Source organism: Lacticaseibacillus porcinae (assembly GCF_003946305.1).
Lineage (GTDB): Bacteria > Bacillota > Bacilli > Lactobacillales > Lactobacillaceae > Lacticaseibacillus > Lacticaseibacillus porcinae.
This window is the reverse complement of the sequence record NZ_RHNS01000018.1, coordinates 39,169-54,968: the sequence shown is the minus strand read 5'-3', so window position 1 is coordinate 54,968 and position 15,800 is coordinate 39,169. Positions and strand designations below refer to the sequence as shown.

Genomic DNA, 15,800 nt, shown 5'->3' with positions numbered 1-15,800 from the left:
GTATCAAGTTTATGCAAATTATCGCCATACGTATGCGGCGTGTTGCCTGTTGGCACCTGGGTCTTTACTTGCACACCATCATCTAACTGATGCAAGTCAGATTGCTTTTGCAAGTTTTCACCAGTCGTAAATGGCGTGTTGTCTGTTGGTACCTGCGTCTTCACTTGCACACCCGTATCAAGTTTATGCAAATTATCGCCATACGTATGCGGCGTGTTGCCTGTTGGCACCTGGGTCTTTACTTGCACACCATCATCTAACTGATGCAAGTCAGATTGCTTTTGCAAGTTTTCACCAGTCGTAAATGGCGTTTTGTCTGTAGGTACCTGCGTCTTCACTTGCACACCCGTATCAAGTTTATGCAAATTATCGCCATACGTATGCGGCGTGTTGCCTGTTGGCACCTGGGTCTTTACTTGCACACCATCATCTAACTGATGCAAGTCAGATTGCTTTTGCAAATTTTCGCCAGTCGTAAATGGCGTTTTGTCCGTTGGTACTTGGGTCTTCACTCGCGGACCATCGTCTTGTTTATGATTATCAGGTTTATTTTGATCAATTTGTGGAATTGGCGTGTAGACAATGTCGGTGTAAGTATCAGTCATCGCAAGAGGATCTGGTGCATTTTCAACCATGTTTAATAAAGCAGCATCAGTTAATGGTGCATTATTTGTTGCACCGTCTTCGAGTTCAACTTGATACCCTTTAAGAATTGGCACCTCAAAAAGCTTGAGCCCAGATGTAACAGCCCAGTCACTGTAGGATTTATTGCCTTGCGAATCAGTCTTTTGCGTATACGTTAGCGTTGCAGTGCGATCAAAGTCGTCTGGCAACAGCTTTTCATCACTATCGTCATCATCAAGATCAAATTGATAGTCAACGTGATCGGTAACGGTCAAAGTACCAGACTTGCTGGTACTGGATGGGAAGTAAACCACCGCAATGTTCCAGTTCAGCGTGGTGCCATCAGTGGCTTGTCCGATTTGATCAGTGACCGCTTTAGCATCTAACGTATCTTCCTCAAGGCCAGAGTTGTCAGTCAGCGTACCAGTCACTTGGACAGTATAGGTGGTGTCGCCGATTTTTGTAGTTGTGTCAACAGGCACATCGTCAAAAAGCGCATCTTCAGGAATACTACCGTCTGCGTTGGTATACGAAACAGTGCCATCGTCTTTAACGGTCGCGGTAAAACTTGTTGATTTGGTTTGGGTATTAGTTGGGAGGTCGCCTACTGGAATATCGCTTGGTTTGATTTTCCCAGAATTGGATACTGATGTGGTAATTTTCTGATTGACGGTAATGGTTTTGGATTTTGACGTCTCAGGCGTGGTTGTATTACCGCCACCCTCTGGCGTCGTATTCGTATCAGTAGGCGGAGTCGTTTGTTTAGGGTCACCTGCAGGCGGCGTTTGTGTGTGGTCATCAGTTGGCGTCAGTGTATCTGTGCCGTCACCGGGATTGACATAACCATTCCCACCACCATCAATGGGCGACGAAGGATTGGCTTTCCCATTGATGACACCGACCAAGCCATTAGCGCCGACTTCTTCAGAGTTGATCGTTGAAGTTGGTGCCAGCAAATTAACTTCATTGGTTTTGTCAGTACCAGAGTTTCCAAAGTTAATTTCGTTGCCATTGGGAATGGCAACGAATAAATGACCATTTTTGATGAAAGAACTGTTGGTGGAGAAGGTGTCAGCTTGACCACTAAAGTTCAAGCTTGAGGTCCCGGTGACCAATAGAATCACGTTGCCGCCTTTATAGGCTTCTTGATGACTAAAATCGACTCGCAACATGCCAGCAGGGGTAAATGCATCTGAATTTAATACAAAAATGTAATCGCCGTTACTGTCTTGCGTCGCTTTTGAAAAATCAAAATGCCCTAAGCCTTGGTCATACTGATCTTTTACTTGCACGGAATCTGGTGACGAAACTGTCGTCAAATAACTGTTGATCTTTTCTACGGCATTGCGCAGTGACCCCATTGCTTGAGCAAAAGAGCCATCAGTAAAATCAAAGCGGTTGCAAACATCCACTAATGAATTAGGTAAACTGGTTGTGCCTTGAAGAGTCCCACCGTCGGCAATCAAGGTATTCCCAGCCGGTGAACCGTTATCAGGACCTAATTTATTCAAAGGACCACTGACAATTGAACTGTACTTGGTACTCCCGATCGGCTTGGTAGTCGCGCTGACATTGCGACTACCGCCCATATCAAGGCCGCTTCCAGACAACAAGGTATTTTGCACCCCGCCGTTAGTAGATGAGGTGACGCCACCATTCATGGTTTGGATCCCATGACTTTGAACAAAACTGATAATGGTTTGAATATCTTGACCATCGGTTGCACCGCCATTAACTGCCGCAATGGCTGCAGTGGGGAAACCGATACCTTGCAACACGGTATTGAAATCAACTTTATTGCGATCTGACGCAGGGGCTAGTTCCCAGCGATCGTCTTTTAAAGTCAGTTTCATCCCTGCCGCTTCAATGATCTTCATTTGGTCACCATTGACCGTAACAGAACTGTGGCCATTTACTGTGGCATCGTATAACTCGCCATCTTTAAAGGCATCTGGTAAGATTTTTGCAACATCAGGTGCCCAATTTGCTTCCACAGCAACTTCCGGATAACTGTATCCTTTGTCATCACTAGTCGCTTGCACCCCTTGATTTGGACTCAAAAAGGCCGCAGAAAACAGCGCGACTGGAATGGCAATGCCAGTTGCCATACTTGCTGGGACCCAATTCTTTCCATCTTTATATAACTTGTAGTGGACTTTCTCGTCAGTCATATGTTGTCTCATTTTCAAACCCCCAAGCAGTGACAGATCTCCCAAGATCACGTCATCGACGAAACAAACAAATTATTCAATTAAAAATGTCTATACATTAACTTACGCCTACATTAAATCATTTATTAATAAGCCTGTCAATTGTGGGAACAAATTTTTTGTTGAAAATTTTCTAACAAGGGAAAAGCTTGTGTTTAGTGGGTTTGAATCGTCTAATTGGTCCCTCATGTGAACAAATATACGACGATGATTCGACTAAATTGCATACAAACAAGCCGTACAGTATCTAACTGCACGGCTTATTTTGTTGTACTTTTTAATTAATTATCAGATAAAATATTTTCTGTTTTTGATTGCAAAGCTTTAAAAGCGGTTTCGCCGTCAGTGTTTTTCGTTAACGTTGCGTCAACAGTATCAAGCAACGCGTTGCGATAATCACCATACCCAGCAAACACCGTAGATGCAAAGCTATCATCGCTGGCTTTCACCGCAGCCTTAAAGCCGGCGTTGTCTGCCAAGAAGTTCTGGTAGTCGCTGCTTTGAACTGCTGCAGGGGTCACTGGAACATAACCGGACTTTTCAGCCCAATATGCTGCTTGCTTGGGTTGTAACAAGAATTTCTGGAAGGCTGCCGCCCCTGCCAATTGAGCTTTAGAAGCAGACTTGAACACCACATTGTAGTTGCCGTTTAACACCCCTTGATGCGAACCGTTGACACTTGGGATCTGCGTTGTGGTCCAATGTAAAGATTTCGGAGCTTGTTGTTGGATAACTGGGATCGAGGCAGAACTGGCGATCCCAAATACCGCCTTCTTATTGAAGAAAGCGGTGGAGAAGTAGCCATCGCTACCTGCCGTGGACAAAATTCCCGCTTTTCGCAACGATAACAACCGATCCACTTGAGCTAAAGTCTTGGCGCTGTCGAGGTTGGCTTTGCGCGTGGCTGTGATCAATGGACTGCCAGCTTCATGCGCCATAGATTCAAGCGCCACATCATAAGAAGCATCTAAAGCGATCGTCGCGACCCCTGACTTCGCCAACGTTGGACCCATTTGCTCAACCTCATCCCAAGTCTTCGGGATCGTCAAATGATATTGTTTGACCAGATCAGTGTTGACAAACATCACCTGAGTGGACACTGAGTAAGGCACGCCGTATTGCTTATCTTGATATTGTCCACCAGCTAAGAAACTCGGATAAACTTTTGCCAAGGTCTTTTGCGATAACGCAAATGGTTGGATCAACCCGGTTTTGGCGTAATCACCGATATTGGTATTTGGTGCTTGCGCCATTGTCGGCAACGTCTTGGACTTGGCCGCAGCCATTATCTTTTGTTGAAGTGCGTCGTAACTTCCCATTGATTGGGCCACCACTTTATATTTTGATTGTGAGGCATTGAAATCTTTGATCATTTTTTGTTGAGCGGTATTCCAACTGCCGGTCATGCGGTGCCAGTATGTAATCGTTACTGGCTTGGTCGCCGTTTTCTTGGCGGCACTAGTACTTGAACACCCACTGATCGCCAACACCCCTGCGGCTAGTAGGCTAATTGCGACCCCAATTTTCATTTTTGTCATGATACCCTCCTGTGAACGATTTAAGGTGATTGTATACGGGTATCGTTACAGTGTCAAGTTTTAGGCCCTAAACGATTTCGAGGCACAACAAAAAAAGACGCTTCTGCGCCTTTTCATGTGATTACATAATGCCGATAGTTTGTAAAATCAAGTACACGTTTAACGCGATCAACACGATCGTCGCCGTCCAAGCACACACCTTGATCCAAGTGCGATTGGCAAATTCACCCATCAATTTCTTGTTGGAGGTGAAAAGTACCAGCGGGATCACTGCAAATGGTAAAGCGACACTTAAGAACACTTGTGAGAAAGTCAGCAGGCCTTCGATTTTAGCTTCATTACCATGATAAATGAAGGCGAAAATCAACACTGGCGTCACGGATAAGCCACGCGTGACCACCCGTTGAACCCACAGCGGCACCTTTAAACGGACAAAGCCTTCCATGATGATCTGACCAGAAAGCGTCCCAGTGATGGTTGACGACTGCCCAGATGCCAGCAATGCAACTGCGAAAAGCATTGATAACATTGGACTGGCGATGGCCCCGACGATCGAAGAATCTTGCAACGCATTGAACAATTCACCAAAACGGCCAAGGCTAGAATGGGTGCCATAGAACAACGCTGCCCCTAAGATCAACAGTAAGGAGTTGACGATGAAGGCCATGAACAATTGAATGTTGGAATCGATCGTGGAGAAGCGGACAGCTTGTGCCAGTTCTTTGCGATCGCTGCGATCAACTTTACGGGTTTGTGAAATCGAACTGCCTAAGTACAGATCATGCGGCATGACCGTCGCCCCAACGATCCCTAAGGTCAGATACAACATCCCGCGGTTTTGTAAAATGGCTTTCGTTGGGACATAACCATTTAAAATACCAGTGATGCTTGGCTTTGCTAAGAACACTTCATAAGCAAACACCATTAAAATGACAACGACTAACGTGGCCACGACTGCTTCGATCTTCCGGAAGCCTAAACGCATCAATAACAGTAACAGCAACACATCTAAAGCAGTGATCACGATCCCAATGACAAGTGGGATCTTAAATAAGAGCTGTAACGCAATGGCAGAACCGATAATTTCTGCGATATCAGTGGCCATAATGGCAAGTTCAGCGACGACCCATAATACGATCCCCCAGAACTTATTGGTATGTTCTCGCGTGAGCTGGGCTAAATCTTTACCAGTGACGATCCCTAATTTAGCCGCCATTGCTTGCAAGAGCATCGCAATTAAACTTGAAAGTAAGACGACAGCCAGTAACCGGTACTTGTACTGCGCGCCCCCAGCAATTGAGGTGATCCAGTTACCTGGATCCATATACCCCACAGCGATCAGGATCCCAGGTCCTGTATACGCCATTAAGGTTTTGAAAAAGCCCGCATTCTTCGGGACCTCGACGGAGCCATTGATTTCGTCTAATGACTTATCCGCCATCGCATCTTCAGCTTTAATGCGTTCGACATCGACATGCTTGTTCATAGAATGAACCTCTTTTCTATTGAGTTAGAAATTCGGTGACCTGTTGGTTTCCGCGTAGGCGCTTGGTCGAGCGCCCGTTCAATTTCCAAAGAATATAATAACTTTCAACGCTTGTGAATACAAGCAATTTTTTAGGAGAGCCAAAGTTTTTTAATCTTACCGTCACAAGCCTTTCACGCGGTTGTCATTCAAGAATTTATGGTGCCGTGATTTTGACGCTAATTAGACTTTTGTCTAAATAGATGTTATGATCTATTTAAAGAGACATCTAAATAGGAGGCGCATCATGGCACTGAATCAAACGCTCAAAGCTATTTCTGACCCTATCCGCCGTGCAATTCTAGAATGTTTGCGTCAACAAGACATGACAGCAGGCGCGATTTCCGAACAATTCGACTTGACGCCAGCTACCGTATCTTATCATTTGAAATTATTGCGTGAAGCGGGTTTGATCAGCCAAACCAAAGACAAAAACTTTGTCATTTATTCTTTAAATGCGTCAGTATTTGAAGAATTATTGACTTGGATCTACCAATTAGGAGGCGATTCTCATGAAAACAAAAACTAGCTTAGCGTTGACCTTACCGATCATTTTGGCGCCGATCCTTTATGGCCTTGCGATGTATTCTCGCTTGCCGCAGACGATGGCGACCCACTGGGGGATCAACAATCAAGTCAATGGCACCATGCCTAAAGCCTTCATGGTCTTCGGCCTCCCAGTATTGATGGCGATTTTTCAAGCTGTCGTGATTTTAGTCCCACGTAAAAAAACCACTGCCCCACGTTTTGAACGGATGGTGATTTGGATCATGCCAGTGATCACCATCGTCGCTTACCTGATGACCATTCAAATCAACCTCGGCCACAATGTCGATATTCGCCGCATTGCTGTGGTATTAGTCGCAGCGATCATGATCGCAATGGGAAACTACTTGCCGACGGTGCCTGCAGAATATAACGGCTACAAATGGTCGATGCGCCACATGGCTAACCGTCCTGATGCTAAAAAAGTGTTACGGCGTTACGGCTATGTCATGGTCGCTTTCGGATTATTATTATTGATCAGCATATTTTTCACACCGATCGTTTCGGCGGTCATCTTAGGGATCATGATCGTGGTATTAGTGATCATGCCATTCATCTAACTAAAAATCGCGCAATTGACGGTGAACCTTGTCAATTGCGCGATTGTTTTATTTCGGTTGACCTGATTGCAAGATCCGTCTGACCCGAACGCCGATTGGGACTTCAGTGTGATAAGCACGCTTTGCCCCAAGTTTGATCAATGCTTGTTTACTTTGCGCTTGGGCAATCACTGAAAGTTGCCCATGCCCTTGGAAAAACAACGCATTGTTAGGCACCAAAGTATCCACCACGACGACATCATATTGCGGAAAACTTAAAGCAAAATACGCTTGACCATCTAAAGTCATCGCCACTGGCGGCTTTGGTTGATAAGCTAGCCAAGCCGTCATTCGCGCATGGGTATCGCGATCTTTGAGTTGGGCAATGGTCGCTTTAAAATTCGCTAAAGCATCGACTGGTCGGGATAAAATTGCTTTTCTGGTGGTCACAGTGGTCACCTTAGGAATGAACGGCGTGACATGAGGCCACAAATCGCCCCACCAATTTGCTAATAAGTCTCCTTTGGTGAGCCACAAACTGTCTAATTGTAAACTGGTGTGATAATCGCTAGCGGTAATATCGCTAGACCCCATGATCATCACCGTCACTTGATCAAACACCAATTTGATCACATTTGCTCCTAAGCTGCGACGTTTAGGCGTCAACAGCTGCGCCCCAGCAAGCGATAATTCATTGAGATCTGCTTGCGTGGCAGCATTCATCGGCTTACTTTGCGTTAAAATGGTCACCTGCGCTTGATCAATCAGCAACGCTTGATCTAACAGCGGTGCTAATTCATGCAAGCCGCCGCTGGTAACAGTTGTCGCAATCAATTCCACAGCTTGCAAACGATCAACTTGCCGCAACCGATTGACTAATGACGCAAGATTTAGCGCCAATGGCAGGATCATTTGCTTCGTGCCACCATGTTGTTGAACCTGGTGCAGGTCCGTTAACACTTGCTTGATAAACACTGGCGGCAACGTCGGTGTTTGCGGATTTTTTGGTGTCGATGAAGATTCAGCCACTGGTTTTTTAACTTGAGGAACCTGCGCTACCACTGATTGACGTAGCGGTGTAGGCGTAGGGACAAATGGTGACACACAAAGCATTAAGGCGCGTAAGATCGTGCCTTCATCTTCAGTTTGTAACCCTAACGCCTCACTGATTGTTGTTAAATTTTGCTGAAACCCGCGCGCTTGTAGCAAATCAAACGCAGCATGAGGTTTGACTTGGCCATCAAACACCCATACTGCAACTTTCTTTGGCCACCCATGTTGCAACGCAATTTGCCGTTGGGCATCAGTCAATTCACCTGCTTGCGTCGGCCATTGTTGTTGAAACCCTTCGGCAAAGTCGGCGCTGACTTCAAATTCATCACACATCCCCACCACTTGCGCTAACCAATCGTCTTTTTTAGCGGCTAAGCGTGAATCGACAACCCGTGGACGCAAGGCTTGCCACAATGTTTGACGAACTTCCGCGCCGTACCAGAACTTTGCTAATTCAAGCACCGCGTTGCCACGTTGGATCCAAGTATCGCGGCGGGCTTTTAACTTGGTGGTATGTGGTGCAGTGCCTGCAGTAAACAAGTTGTGAGTTAATTTAGGATTTTGAGCATGTAGCGTTTCAAAATTAAGTGCGACCATACGATCCTCCAAAAATACGAACGTATGTTTTAGTTTACAAGTTTGCCGACTGCCTGTCCAGTTGCATCTGTCAACTTAATCGATTACAATTAGATTGTAAACGCTTTAGTTTAAAAAGGAGGCCACCATGTCCCCACTTGATCAGGTGTATCAACTGTTATTAAATCCAGCGACGACTGACTTTGAACGTCAATTGTTACAAACGGCAAAGCACCAAGCAGAAGCAGATGACCGACATGCATGGTCAACGCTTGAAGCCGGGCTACGTCCCTTGGCTAGCCGAGAAAACTTGACGCCAGACGTTGCCGATTTTTACGCGACGTTGCGCCATCTTCCTGTCTCTTACTTTAACTTTGCCAAACACGATGAGGCGTTAACGCGTTATCCTAATGCAATTTTTGCTGGCGGTTGTTTTTGGTGTTTGGTGCAACCTTTTGAAACGCTCCCTGGGATCATTTCCGTTGAATCTGGGTATATCGGCGGGACGCAACCACATCCCACCTACGCGCAAGTCCATGGGACAGACACTGGTTATGTTGAAGCCGTGCAAGTGGTCTATGACCCTGACGTGATCAGCTACACGCAATTACTTGATTTGTATTGGCAACTCAGCGACCCCACTGATGCTTTAGGTCAAATCAATGACCGCGGACCGGCTTATCGACCGATCATCTTCACCAACTCTCCAGAACAAATGAAAATCGCACAGGCTTCTAAACAAGCGTTGCGCGACAGTCGGTTGTATCATGAACCGATCGTGACTGAAATACGTCTTGCGACTCAATTTTGGCCGGCAGAAAACTACCATCAACAATTTTATCTCAAACATCCGAAGCGCTACGCCCGCATCCATCGAACACGTCAACAATTTTTATGGATCAAACGCTTCGCTGGGCGGATGCACAAATGGTTTGCGTAAAAGCCTTCAACTGAAGGCTTTTTCTTATGCTTGCAGCTTGCCCATTAAAGCACGCAACCGTTTGAGCTCAGAGTCACTTAACTGCGCCAACAAATGATCAGATTGTGCTTGTTCAAAGGCGTGTAGTCGCGGATAAAGGGTTAAGGCCCGCTCAGTTGGAAATACACAACGTAGGCGTTTGTCTGCTGGATCGGCTTCCAAACGCAACCACCCGTCAGCCACGAGTTTTTTCACCGTGCGAAACGCTGTGGTGCGATCGATTTGCATGGAATCAGCAAGCGCACCCAAAAACATTCCTGGTTGTTCACACACCCGGATCAAATAAATAAAGCGATTGTTATCCAGTTCAAGCGGGCGAAATTCAGCATTGCTACGGATCTGGATCGTTCGAGTGATGGCGCCGATATCGCGAATAATGTCTAACATAAGCCACCTCCTGCAATAAGTTTACAAAAAAATCATTGCATTTGCAATTACTTGCTTGTACACTCGATTTTATTAACTCATTGCATTTGCAATTAAAAAGGAGCTTGCCTGTGCTTGCATTTATTAGTTTTATCGTGATCATGTCCATTACCCCAGGACCTAATACCATCATGGCGATGGTATCTGGTCAAACGCGTGGCTTTGCCAAATCATGGCAATTAAATCTCGGGATGGCAGTCGGCATGGGTGCCATTGGCATTGTGGCGGGACTTTTTGCTGATTGGCTCCAACACACACCAACGTTTATTGGCGCAATGAAAGTCATCGGCTCTGCCTACTTGTTGTATCTTGCTTACCATGTGGCAGTCAGTCGACCGGACCATGCAACTGCTGAAAGTGGTGCATTCACCACCGGGTTGTTGTTGCAGCTGACCAATATCAAAGTGTATTTATATTTCATCACTGGCTTAGGTGCATTCAGTTTGCCAGGTATCCTTTCAACGATTCCTGCTCGCTGGGCCTTGATGGTGATCGTCGGCAGCCTCGGGACCTTTTTGTGGACCGGCGGTGGGCAATTGATCAATGCCTTTTATCAAAAACACTTTCGCGTGGTGAACAGCTTTGTCGCCTTATTGTTAGTTTTCTCAGCCATTGATTTATGGAGGTAGCACCATGCAATATTTAACTGATCCCAAACAAACAGAATTTCAAGCTGATGTGGTGAGCCTTGAAGGCGACAAAGTACAATTCGCAGATACCATCATCTACCCTGGCGGTGGTGGTCAACCGCAAGACTTTGCATGGTTGACGCAAGGAAAACAGCGGTTTGAGATTTTAGCGATCACCGCTGACAACACATACGAGTTAGACCATGCGATCATCGACGCAGATATCCCCATCATTCAACATATTGATGCCCGTCAGCGCGAACAAAACTCTCGCTATCACACCCTTTTACATTTAATCGCGGCAATTGCGTCAAATGCCGGCGCCAGGGTTTCAAGCAACCAAATCGAAGCTGATCACGCACGGATCGAATTGCAGTTTGACACTGGCGAACAAGCCGAGGCATTTACCGAAGCACAATTGGCAAGTGCAGTTCACCGTGCAATTCAAGCGCAAGCACCAGTGTCTGCGCGGCTAGTACAACGTTCAGCGCTTGATGACGAGTCTGAGCATGTGCGCACGTTAGTATCGTTGATTCCAGTAACAGTTTCGACGGTGCGGCTGGTTCAAATTGCTGGTTTTGACGAAGAAGCATGTGCTGGAACGCATGTGGAAAATACAGCAGAGATCCCAGAACCTGTTAACTTTGAGTGGCATCGCAAAGGCGCAAAAAAGCGCCGCATCAAAGTCACCCTCCTACCCGTCAAATGATGGTAAACTGAAGTCATGATAACGATTAAACCAGCCACTGCAACAGAAAATTGGGATGCAGTCGCGCAACTTTATTTCAACACTTGGCAAGTCGCCTATCGCGAACTGCTGCCTCAATCTTTCCTCCAACAATTGACCCCGGCCACTTGGCAACCACAAAAACGCTGGCAACACACGATTTTGGCATGGTCAAATGCACAAATTATTGGGATCGTCACCGCAGGCCCTGCTCGCGATGAGCATTTTGCCACTTTTGGGGAACTTTACTCACTTTATGTGTTGCCGAATTTTCAACATCGCGGGATCGGCACCCAATTATTACATGCAGGTTTACATTTGATCGACCACTTCCCCCAGCAATATTTAGGGGTGCTGGTCAATAACCTCCCAGCTCAGCAACTGTATGCCAGCGTTGGGTTTGTGGACAGTCAGCAACGTCAGCGCGTCCAAACACCACAAGGCCATTTTACTGAAGCGATTTGGACGCGGGAAAATATTTTTTGAAAAAGACTTGCGCAAAAGTCAAATACCGGCTATGATAGGCAACATTAAAACAAAGCGAAAAACTGACGAGAGACAAGTAAGACGATCAGGCCGCACAGTGACTCGGAGCTAGTGAGAATCCGAGATGACACCAATCGTTTGAATAACACTCTCATAGTTGCCACCCCAAATGCTTCGCAAAGTAGGCGTGGTCGTCTGATCGGGACGTTATCATCCGATGGCGCATGAAATCGTGCGCTAATGAGGTGGTCCGGGGTATGCCGGACAACTTGGGTGGTACCGCGAAATGAAGTCTTTCGTCCCTTGATAGCTGGGGCAAAAGACTTTTTTATTTTGCCTTAAATAAATCAAGGGAGTTTTGTTCATGCATTTATTAACACCAACTGGTTATGATCCAAAGTTGTCACCTCGTAAGACCCAAGAAGCGATTCGCTACATTCGCGAAACCTTCCAAGATGAATTCGGGAAACAATTGAACTTATCTCGGGTGTCTGCCCCAATGATGGTCGACAAAGCGACCGGCTTGAACGATAACTTAAACGGCACTGAAAGCCCAGTATCTTTCACGATGAAAGATATGCCAGGCCATCAAATGGAAATCGTGCATTCACTGGCTAAGTGGAAGCGCAACGCCTTAGGTGAATTTGGCTTCCAACCAGGCGAAGGCTTGTACACTAACATGAACGCCATTCGCAAAGATGAAGACCTCGACAACTTCCACTCCATTTATGTCGATCAATGGGACTGGGAAAAAGTGATCACCAAAGACCAACGCACCGTTGAAACGTTGAAAGCAACGGTCCGTCAGATTTTCAAAGTGATCAAGCATATGGAACATGAAGTTTGGTATAAGTACCCAGAAGCGGTGCACCATTTACCAGACGAAATTCATTTTGTCACGACTCAAGAATTAGAAGATCGCTGGCCAGACCTTGACCCGATGGCTCGCGAAGATAAAATCGCTAAGGAACTCGGTTGCGTCTTCATCATGCAAATCGGTGGTGCGTTGAAATCTGGCAAACGTCATGACGGCCGCGCCCCTGACTATGATGATTGGTCATTAAACGGCGATATCGTCTTCTGGTATGAACCACTTGATTGCAAGTTGGAAGTCTCCTCCATGGGGATCCGAGTTGACGAAGACGCCATGGCTAAGCAATTGAAGATTGCTGGCGCCGAAGATCGCCTTTCCTTACCTTTCCACCAAAAGATCATGCACCAAGAACTTCCGTACTCCATCGGTGGCGGGATCGGTCAATCACGTTTATGCATGTTGCTGCTTGGCAAAGCCCATGTCGGCGAAGTGCAAGCTAGTGTTTGGCCACAGGAAATGATCGATGAATGCGATGCCCATGACATCCACTTGCTGTAATTGATATTAATATAGTAGAAACGCGCGTTGTGAGTTTGGATTTTGAAGTCACAGCGCGCGTTTTGTGTTGTTTGAACGCACGAAAACCACGGGCCAGCATTTGATTCACTGGTCCGTGGCCTTGCTCGATTCGTTCAACCTTTGATCCAGACTAGTGTCCTCCAGTCTTGTGATCACCATATGCGGTTAGTGAAATCACGGAAGTTGCCTTCCGCCAAGGTCATTGGTTTGACACGCCTGCACGTTGTCCCAAACGCTTAGGCATCGGTTGGATTGTCCGACGAGTTTGCTCTTTACCCTGGTTTGTCGCAGACCCACCGCGACTTCTCTGTGCTGCACTCTGGGTATTAGGTCTGAAGTCAGTGTCACCACCAACTTCAGTGAGCGTCCCAGCGAAGTCAAAGGAAAGCAGCCGCTCTGCAGTCACGGCACCAGCGATTTCGTGGAATCCAGTGTTAAGATACCATGCCAAAAATCATTTTGCAAGCGATTTCTGGCGGAAATATCAACCTTAATATATTCGCACAAGAGGGTAAAGAATCATTAATTGACCTGAACCAATCAAGTAATACTTTCACCAATAAGCTATTGATATGATTCCAAATAAGCATATGACAACTCAGATTTAGAATCCCCCTTGCGTTGACATCCCCTGTCGAACTCGTATACTGAAAGTAACTTACAATTGATAAGGAGTGACTTTGATGACAAAAGCTTTGATCGTGGTGACCAACCATGCCCGCTTTGACGGGACGAACCGTGCGACTGGCGTGTGGTTTTCTGAAGCGACTCATTTTCATGATGTGATGAGTCAAAATGGCATTGCCGTCGACTACGTGTCTCCAGAAGGTGGCTATGTGCCTTTAGATCCGGCATCATTAACGCAAATGGATGATTTGAATTGGACCTATTACGGTGACTTGAGTTATCGCCAAAAATATCTTGCGCATTCGTTGTCTCCGATCCAAGTCGACCCGACGCTTTATGATTTAATTTATTTTGCTGGAGGACACGGGGTGATGTGGGACTTCCCAGAAAATCACGCGCTCGCCGACATTGCCAATCAGATCTACGCCCAAGGTGGCATCGTCTCTGCCGTATGTCATGGGGTCGTCGGATTACTGGGGATGGGTGACTTTATTAATGGTAAAAAACTCACTGGCTTCACCAATGAAGAAGAAAACATTAACCAACTCACCGAAATGGTACCATTTTTAGCTGAAGATGCCCTAAAAGCGGCTGGCGCCGATTATTCTAAAGCTGATCCTTTCACTGAACATGTGGTCGTGGATGGTCGCTTGATCACCGGTCAAAATCCGCAATCTGCCCGTGGCGTTGGTCAAAAAGCAGCGGATCTGCTGCAAGAGGCGCAAGCATGAGCCACTATGATACACCATTGACCTTTAAATCAGGTATCACCATCGCCAATCGTTTGATCATGTCGCCGATGACCACCCAACAAAGTTTTTATAATGGCACCGTCACCCGCGACGAAATTCAATATTATGTCGATCGCGCCAAAGGCTTAGGTGCTGTGATCACCGGGGCTGCGAATGTCCAAGCTTTAGGCAAAGGCTGGCCTGGTGAATTATCCATCGCCTCAGACGACATGTTGCCGCAGCTACATGCCTTAGCGAGTGCGATCCAGGCGCAAGGGGCCAAAGCCATTGTCCAAATATTTCATGCTGGGCGGATGACGCATGAAGCAACGCTTGGAGGTGTTCAGCCAGTGTCTGCCAGTGCGGTGGCAGCGTTGCGACCAGACGCTGAAGTGCCGCGGGCGATGACCATCGCCGAAATCCATGAAACGGTGCAAGCTTTTGGTCAAGCAACTCGTCGCGCGATTGAAGCGGGTTTTGATGGCGTCGAACTGCATGGCGCCAATACTTATTTGCTCCAACAATTCTTCTCCCCGCATTCCAATCGTCGCACTGACGAATATGGTGGCACCAGAGAAAAGCGTTACCGCTTCGTCGACGAGGTGCTTCAAAGTGTGTTTGCTGCGGTGAAACAATATGCCAAGCGGCCGTTTCTCGTCGGTTATCGGGTATCCCCTGAAGAATTTGAAACGCCTGGGATCCGGTTTGATGACACCTTATGGTTGTTAGACCAACTCAAAGTCACTGATCTCGATTATGTTCATCTCTCGCTGAAGGATTACTCGCGCGTTTCACGCGATGAACAACACAATCAGCAATCAATGTTGGCTTATGCGCATAACCAATTAGCTGGTAAATTACCATTGATCGGCGTTGGTGGTGTGCGGACGCGCGCAGATGTCACCGCTGTATTGGAAAATGCTGAACTCGTCGCTGTCGGTCAACAATTGTTATACGATCCCACTTGGGCGGTGAAGCTGGCAACTGGTGCTGATGACGCAATGTTGCAAGTGCCATTTAAAGAAGCAGTGAAATTTGCGCCACTCAGCACCCCTTTGCATGATTTTGCGGCAAGTTTTTACACCCGCTGAGAACCGCAGGGACACCAACAGGTTAAAATCATGCTTCAAACTTGCCAACCCTAAAATTTTGTTCTACCATAACCCTATCAAATGCGTTACGGATCCTTAG

General features: G+C 46.6%; 14 protein-coding genes. 9 read left to right on the top strand and 5 right to left on the bottom strand.

Annotation, left to right across the window (positions count from 1 at the left end; all coding sequences use genetic code 11):
- From EKM92_RS11785 to EKM92_RS11775, 3 genes are all read right to left on the bottom strand, one after another.
- Positions 1 to 2,807: KxYKxGKxW signal peptide domain-containing protein (locus tag EKM92_RS11785; RefSeq protein WP_164509991.1), on the bottom strand; the 2,807-nt coding region annotated here is incomplete at its 3' end.
- Positions 2,808 to 3,115: 308 nt separating this feature from the next.
- Positions 3,116 to 4,372 carry an extracellular solute-binding protein gene (locus tag EKM92_RS11780; RefSeq protein WP_125711035.1) on the bottom strand — a complete coding sequence of 419 codons (1,257 nt, stop codon included), beginning with the start codon at positions 4,370 to 4,372 and terminating at the stop codon, positions 3,116 to 3,118.
- Positions 4,373 to 4,493: 121 nt separating this feature from the next.
- Positions 4,494 to 5,858, bottom strand: coding sequence for an Nramp family divalent metal transporter (locus tag EKM92_RS11775; protein ID WP_225420803.1), 1,365 nt, complete (start codon positions 5,856 to 5,858; stop codon positions 4,494 to 4,496).
- A 286-nt stretch (positions 5,859 to 6,144) separates the two neighbouring features.
- Between EKM92_RS11775 and EKM92_RS11770 the strand changes: the two genes are divergently transcribed.
- The gene (locus tag EKM92_RS11770; protein WP_125711033.1) at positions 6,145 to 6,426 is read left to right on the top strand and encodes an autorepressor SdpR family transcription factor; all 282 of its coding nucleotides are present in this window, start codon (positions 6,145 to 6,147) and stop codon (positions 6,424 to 6,426) included.
- Positions 6,410 to 7,003, top strand: coding sequence for a DUF1648 domain-containing protein (locus EKM92_RS11765; RefSeq protein ID WP_125711031.1), 594 nt, complete (start codon positions 6,410 to 6,412; stop codon positions 7,001 to 7,003). The genes EKM92_RS11770 and EKM92_RS11765 overlap by 17 nt, the downstream gene beginning before the upstream one ends.
- A 48-nt stretch (positions 7,004 to 7,051) precedes the next feature.
- On the opposite strand, the gene EKM92_RS11760 is transcribed toward EKM92_RS11765, so the two are convergent.
- Positions 7,052 to 8,632, bottom strand: coding sequence for a hypothetical protein (locus EKM92_RS11760; RefSeq protein ID WP_125711029.1), 1,581 nt, complete (start codon positions 8,630 to 8,632; stop codon positions 7,052 to 7,054).
- A gap of 127 nt (positions 8,633 to 8,759) precedes the next feature.
- On the opposite strand from EKM92_RS11760, the gene msrA reads away from it, so the two are divergent.
- On the top strand, positions 8,760 to 9,551 hold the full coding sequence (gene msrA / locus EKM92_RS11755) for a peptide-methionine (S)-S-oxide reductase MsrA (protein WP_125711027.1): 792 nt from the start codon (positions 8,760 to 8,762) through the stop codon (positions 9,549 to 9,551).
- 24 nt (positions 9,552 to 9,575) lie between these two features.
- Here the strand turns inward: msrA and EKM92_RS11750 are convergent, their stop codons facing one another.
- Positions 9,576 to 9,977, bottom strand: a complete 402-nt coding sequence (locus EKM92_RS11750) for a MarR family winged helix-turn-helix transcriptional regulator (RefSeq protein WP_125711025.1) — start codon at positions 9,975 to 9,977, stop codon at positions 9,576 to 9,578.
- 110 nt (positions 9,978 to 10,087) lie between these two features.
- Between EKM92_RS11750 and EKM92_RS11745 the strand changes: the two genes are divergently transcribed.
- The 6 genes from EKM92_RS11745 (at position 10,088) to EKM92_RS11720 (ending at position 15,700) form a co-directional block, all read left to right on the top strand.
- Positions 10,088 to 10,645 carry a LysE family transporter gene (locus EKM92_RS11745; protein ID WP_125711022.1) on the top strand — a complete coding sequence of 186 codons (558 nt, stop codon included), beginning with the start codon at positions 10,088 to 10,090 and terminating at the stop codon, positions 10,643 to 10,645.
- A gap of 4 nt (positions 10,646 to 10,649) precedes the next feature.
- Positions 10,650 to 11,354, top strand: coding sequence for an alanyl-tRNA editing protein (locus tag EKM92_RS11740; protein WP_125711020.1), 705 nt, complete (start codon positions 10,650 to 10,652; stop codon positions 11,352 to 11,354).
- Positions 11,355 to 11,369: 15 nt separating this feature from the next.
- The gene (locus EKM92_RS11735) at positions 11,370 to 11,858 is read left to right on the top strand and encodes a GNAT family N-acetyltransferase (RefSeq protein WP_125711018.1); all 489 of its coding nucleotides are present in this window, start codon (positions 11,370 to 11,372) and stop codon (positions 11,856 to 11,858) included.
- Between the two features lie 364 nt (positions 11,859 to 12,222).
- Entirely contained in the window at positions 12,223 to 13,230 is a 1,008-nt protein-coding gene (gene asnA, locus EKM92_RS11730; protein ID WP_125711016.1) for an aspartate--ammonia ligase, read from the top strand.
- 704 nt (positions 13,231 to 13,934) lie between these two features.
- Positions 13,935 to 14,609 carry a type 1 glutamine amidotransferase domain-containing protein gene (locus EKM92_RS11725; protein ID WP_125711014.1) on the top strand — a complete coding sequence of 225 codons (675 nt, stop codon included), beginning with the start codon at positions 13,935 to 13,937 and terminating at the stop codon, positions 14,607 to 14,609.
- Entirely contained in the window at positions 14,606 to 15,700 is a 1,095-nt protein-coding gene (locus EKM92_RS11720) for an NADH-dependent flavin oxidoreductase (RefSeq protein WP_125711013.1), read from the top strand. The genes EKM92_RS11725 and EKM92_RS11720 overlap by 4 nt, the downstream gene beginning before the upstream one ends.
- The last annotated feature ends 100 nt before the right edge of the window (positions 15,701 to 15,800 follow it).

Coding starts and splice junctions, on each gene's coding strand:
- EKM92_RS11780 (WP_125711035.1), bottom strand. CDS start 4,372: ATGACAAAAATGAAAATTGGGGTCGCAATTAGCCTACTAGCCGCAGGG.
- EKM92_RS11775 (WP_225420803.1), bottom strand. CDS start 5,858: ATGAACAAGCATGTCGATGTCGAACGCATTAAAGCTGAAGATGCGATG.
- EKM92_RS11770 (WP_125711033.1), top strand. CDS start 6,145: ATGGCACTGAATCAAACGCTCAAAGCTATTTCTGACCCTATCCGCCGT.
- EKM92_RS11765 (WP_125711031.1), top strand. CDS start 6,410: ATGAAAACAAAAACTAGCTTAGCGTTGACCTTACCGATCATTTTGGCG.
- EKM92_RS11760 (WP_125711029.1), bottom strand. CDS start 8,632: ATGGTCGCACTTAATTTTGAAACGCTACATGCTCAAAATCCTAAATTA.
- msrA (WP_125711027.1), top strand. CDS start 8,760: ATGTCCCCACTTGATCAGGTGTATCAACTGTTATTAAATCCAGCGACG.
- EKM92_RS11750 (WP_125711025.1), bottom strand. CDS start 9,977: ATGTTAGACATTATTCGCGATATCGGCGCCATCACTCGAACGATCCAG.
- EKM92_RS11740 (WP_125711020.1), top strand. CDS start 10,650: ATGCAATATTTAACTGATCCCAAACAAACAGAATTTCAAGCTGATGTG.
- EKM92_RS11735 (WP_125711018.1), top strand. CDS start 11,370: ATGATAACGATTAAACCAGCCACTGCAACAGAAAATTGGGATGCAGTC.
- asnA (WP_125711016.1), top strand. CDS start 12,223: ATGCATTTATTAACACCAACTGGTTATGATCCAAAGTTGTCACCTCGT.
- EKM92_RS11725 (WP_125711014.1), top strand. CDS start 13,935: ATGACAAAAGCTTTGATCGTGGTGACCAACCATGCCCGCTTTGACGGG.
- EKM92_RS11720 (WP_125711013.1), top strand. CDS start 14,606: ATGAGCCACTATGATACACCATTGACCTTTAAATCAGGTATCACCATC.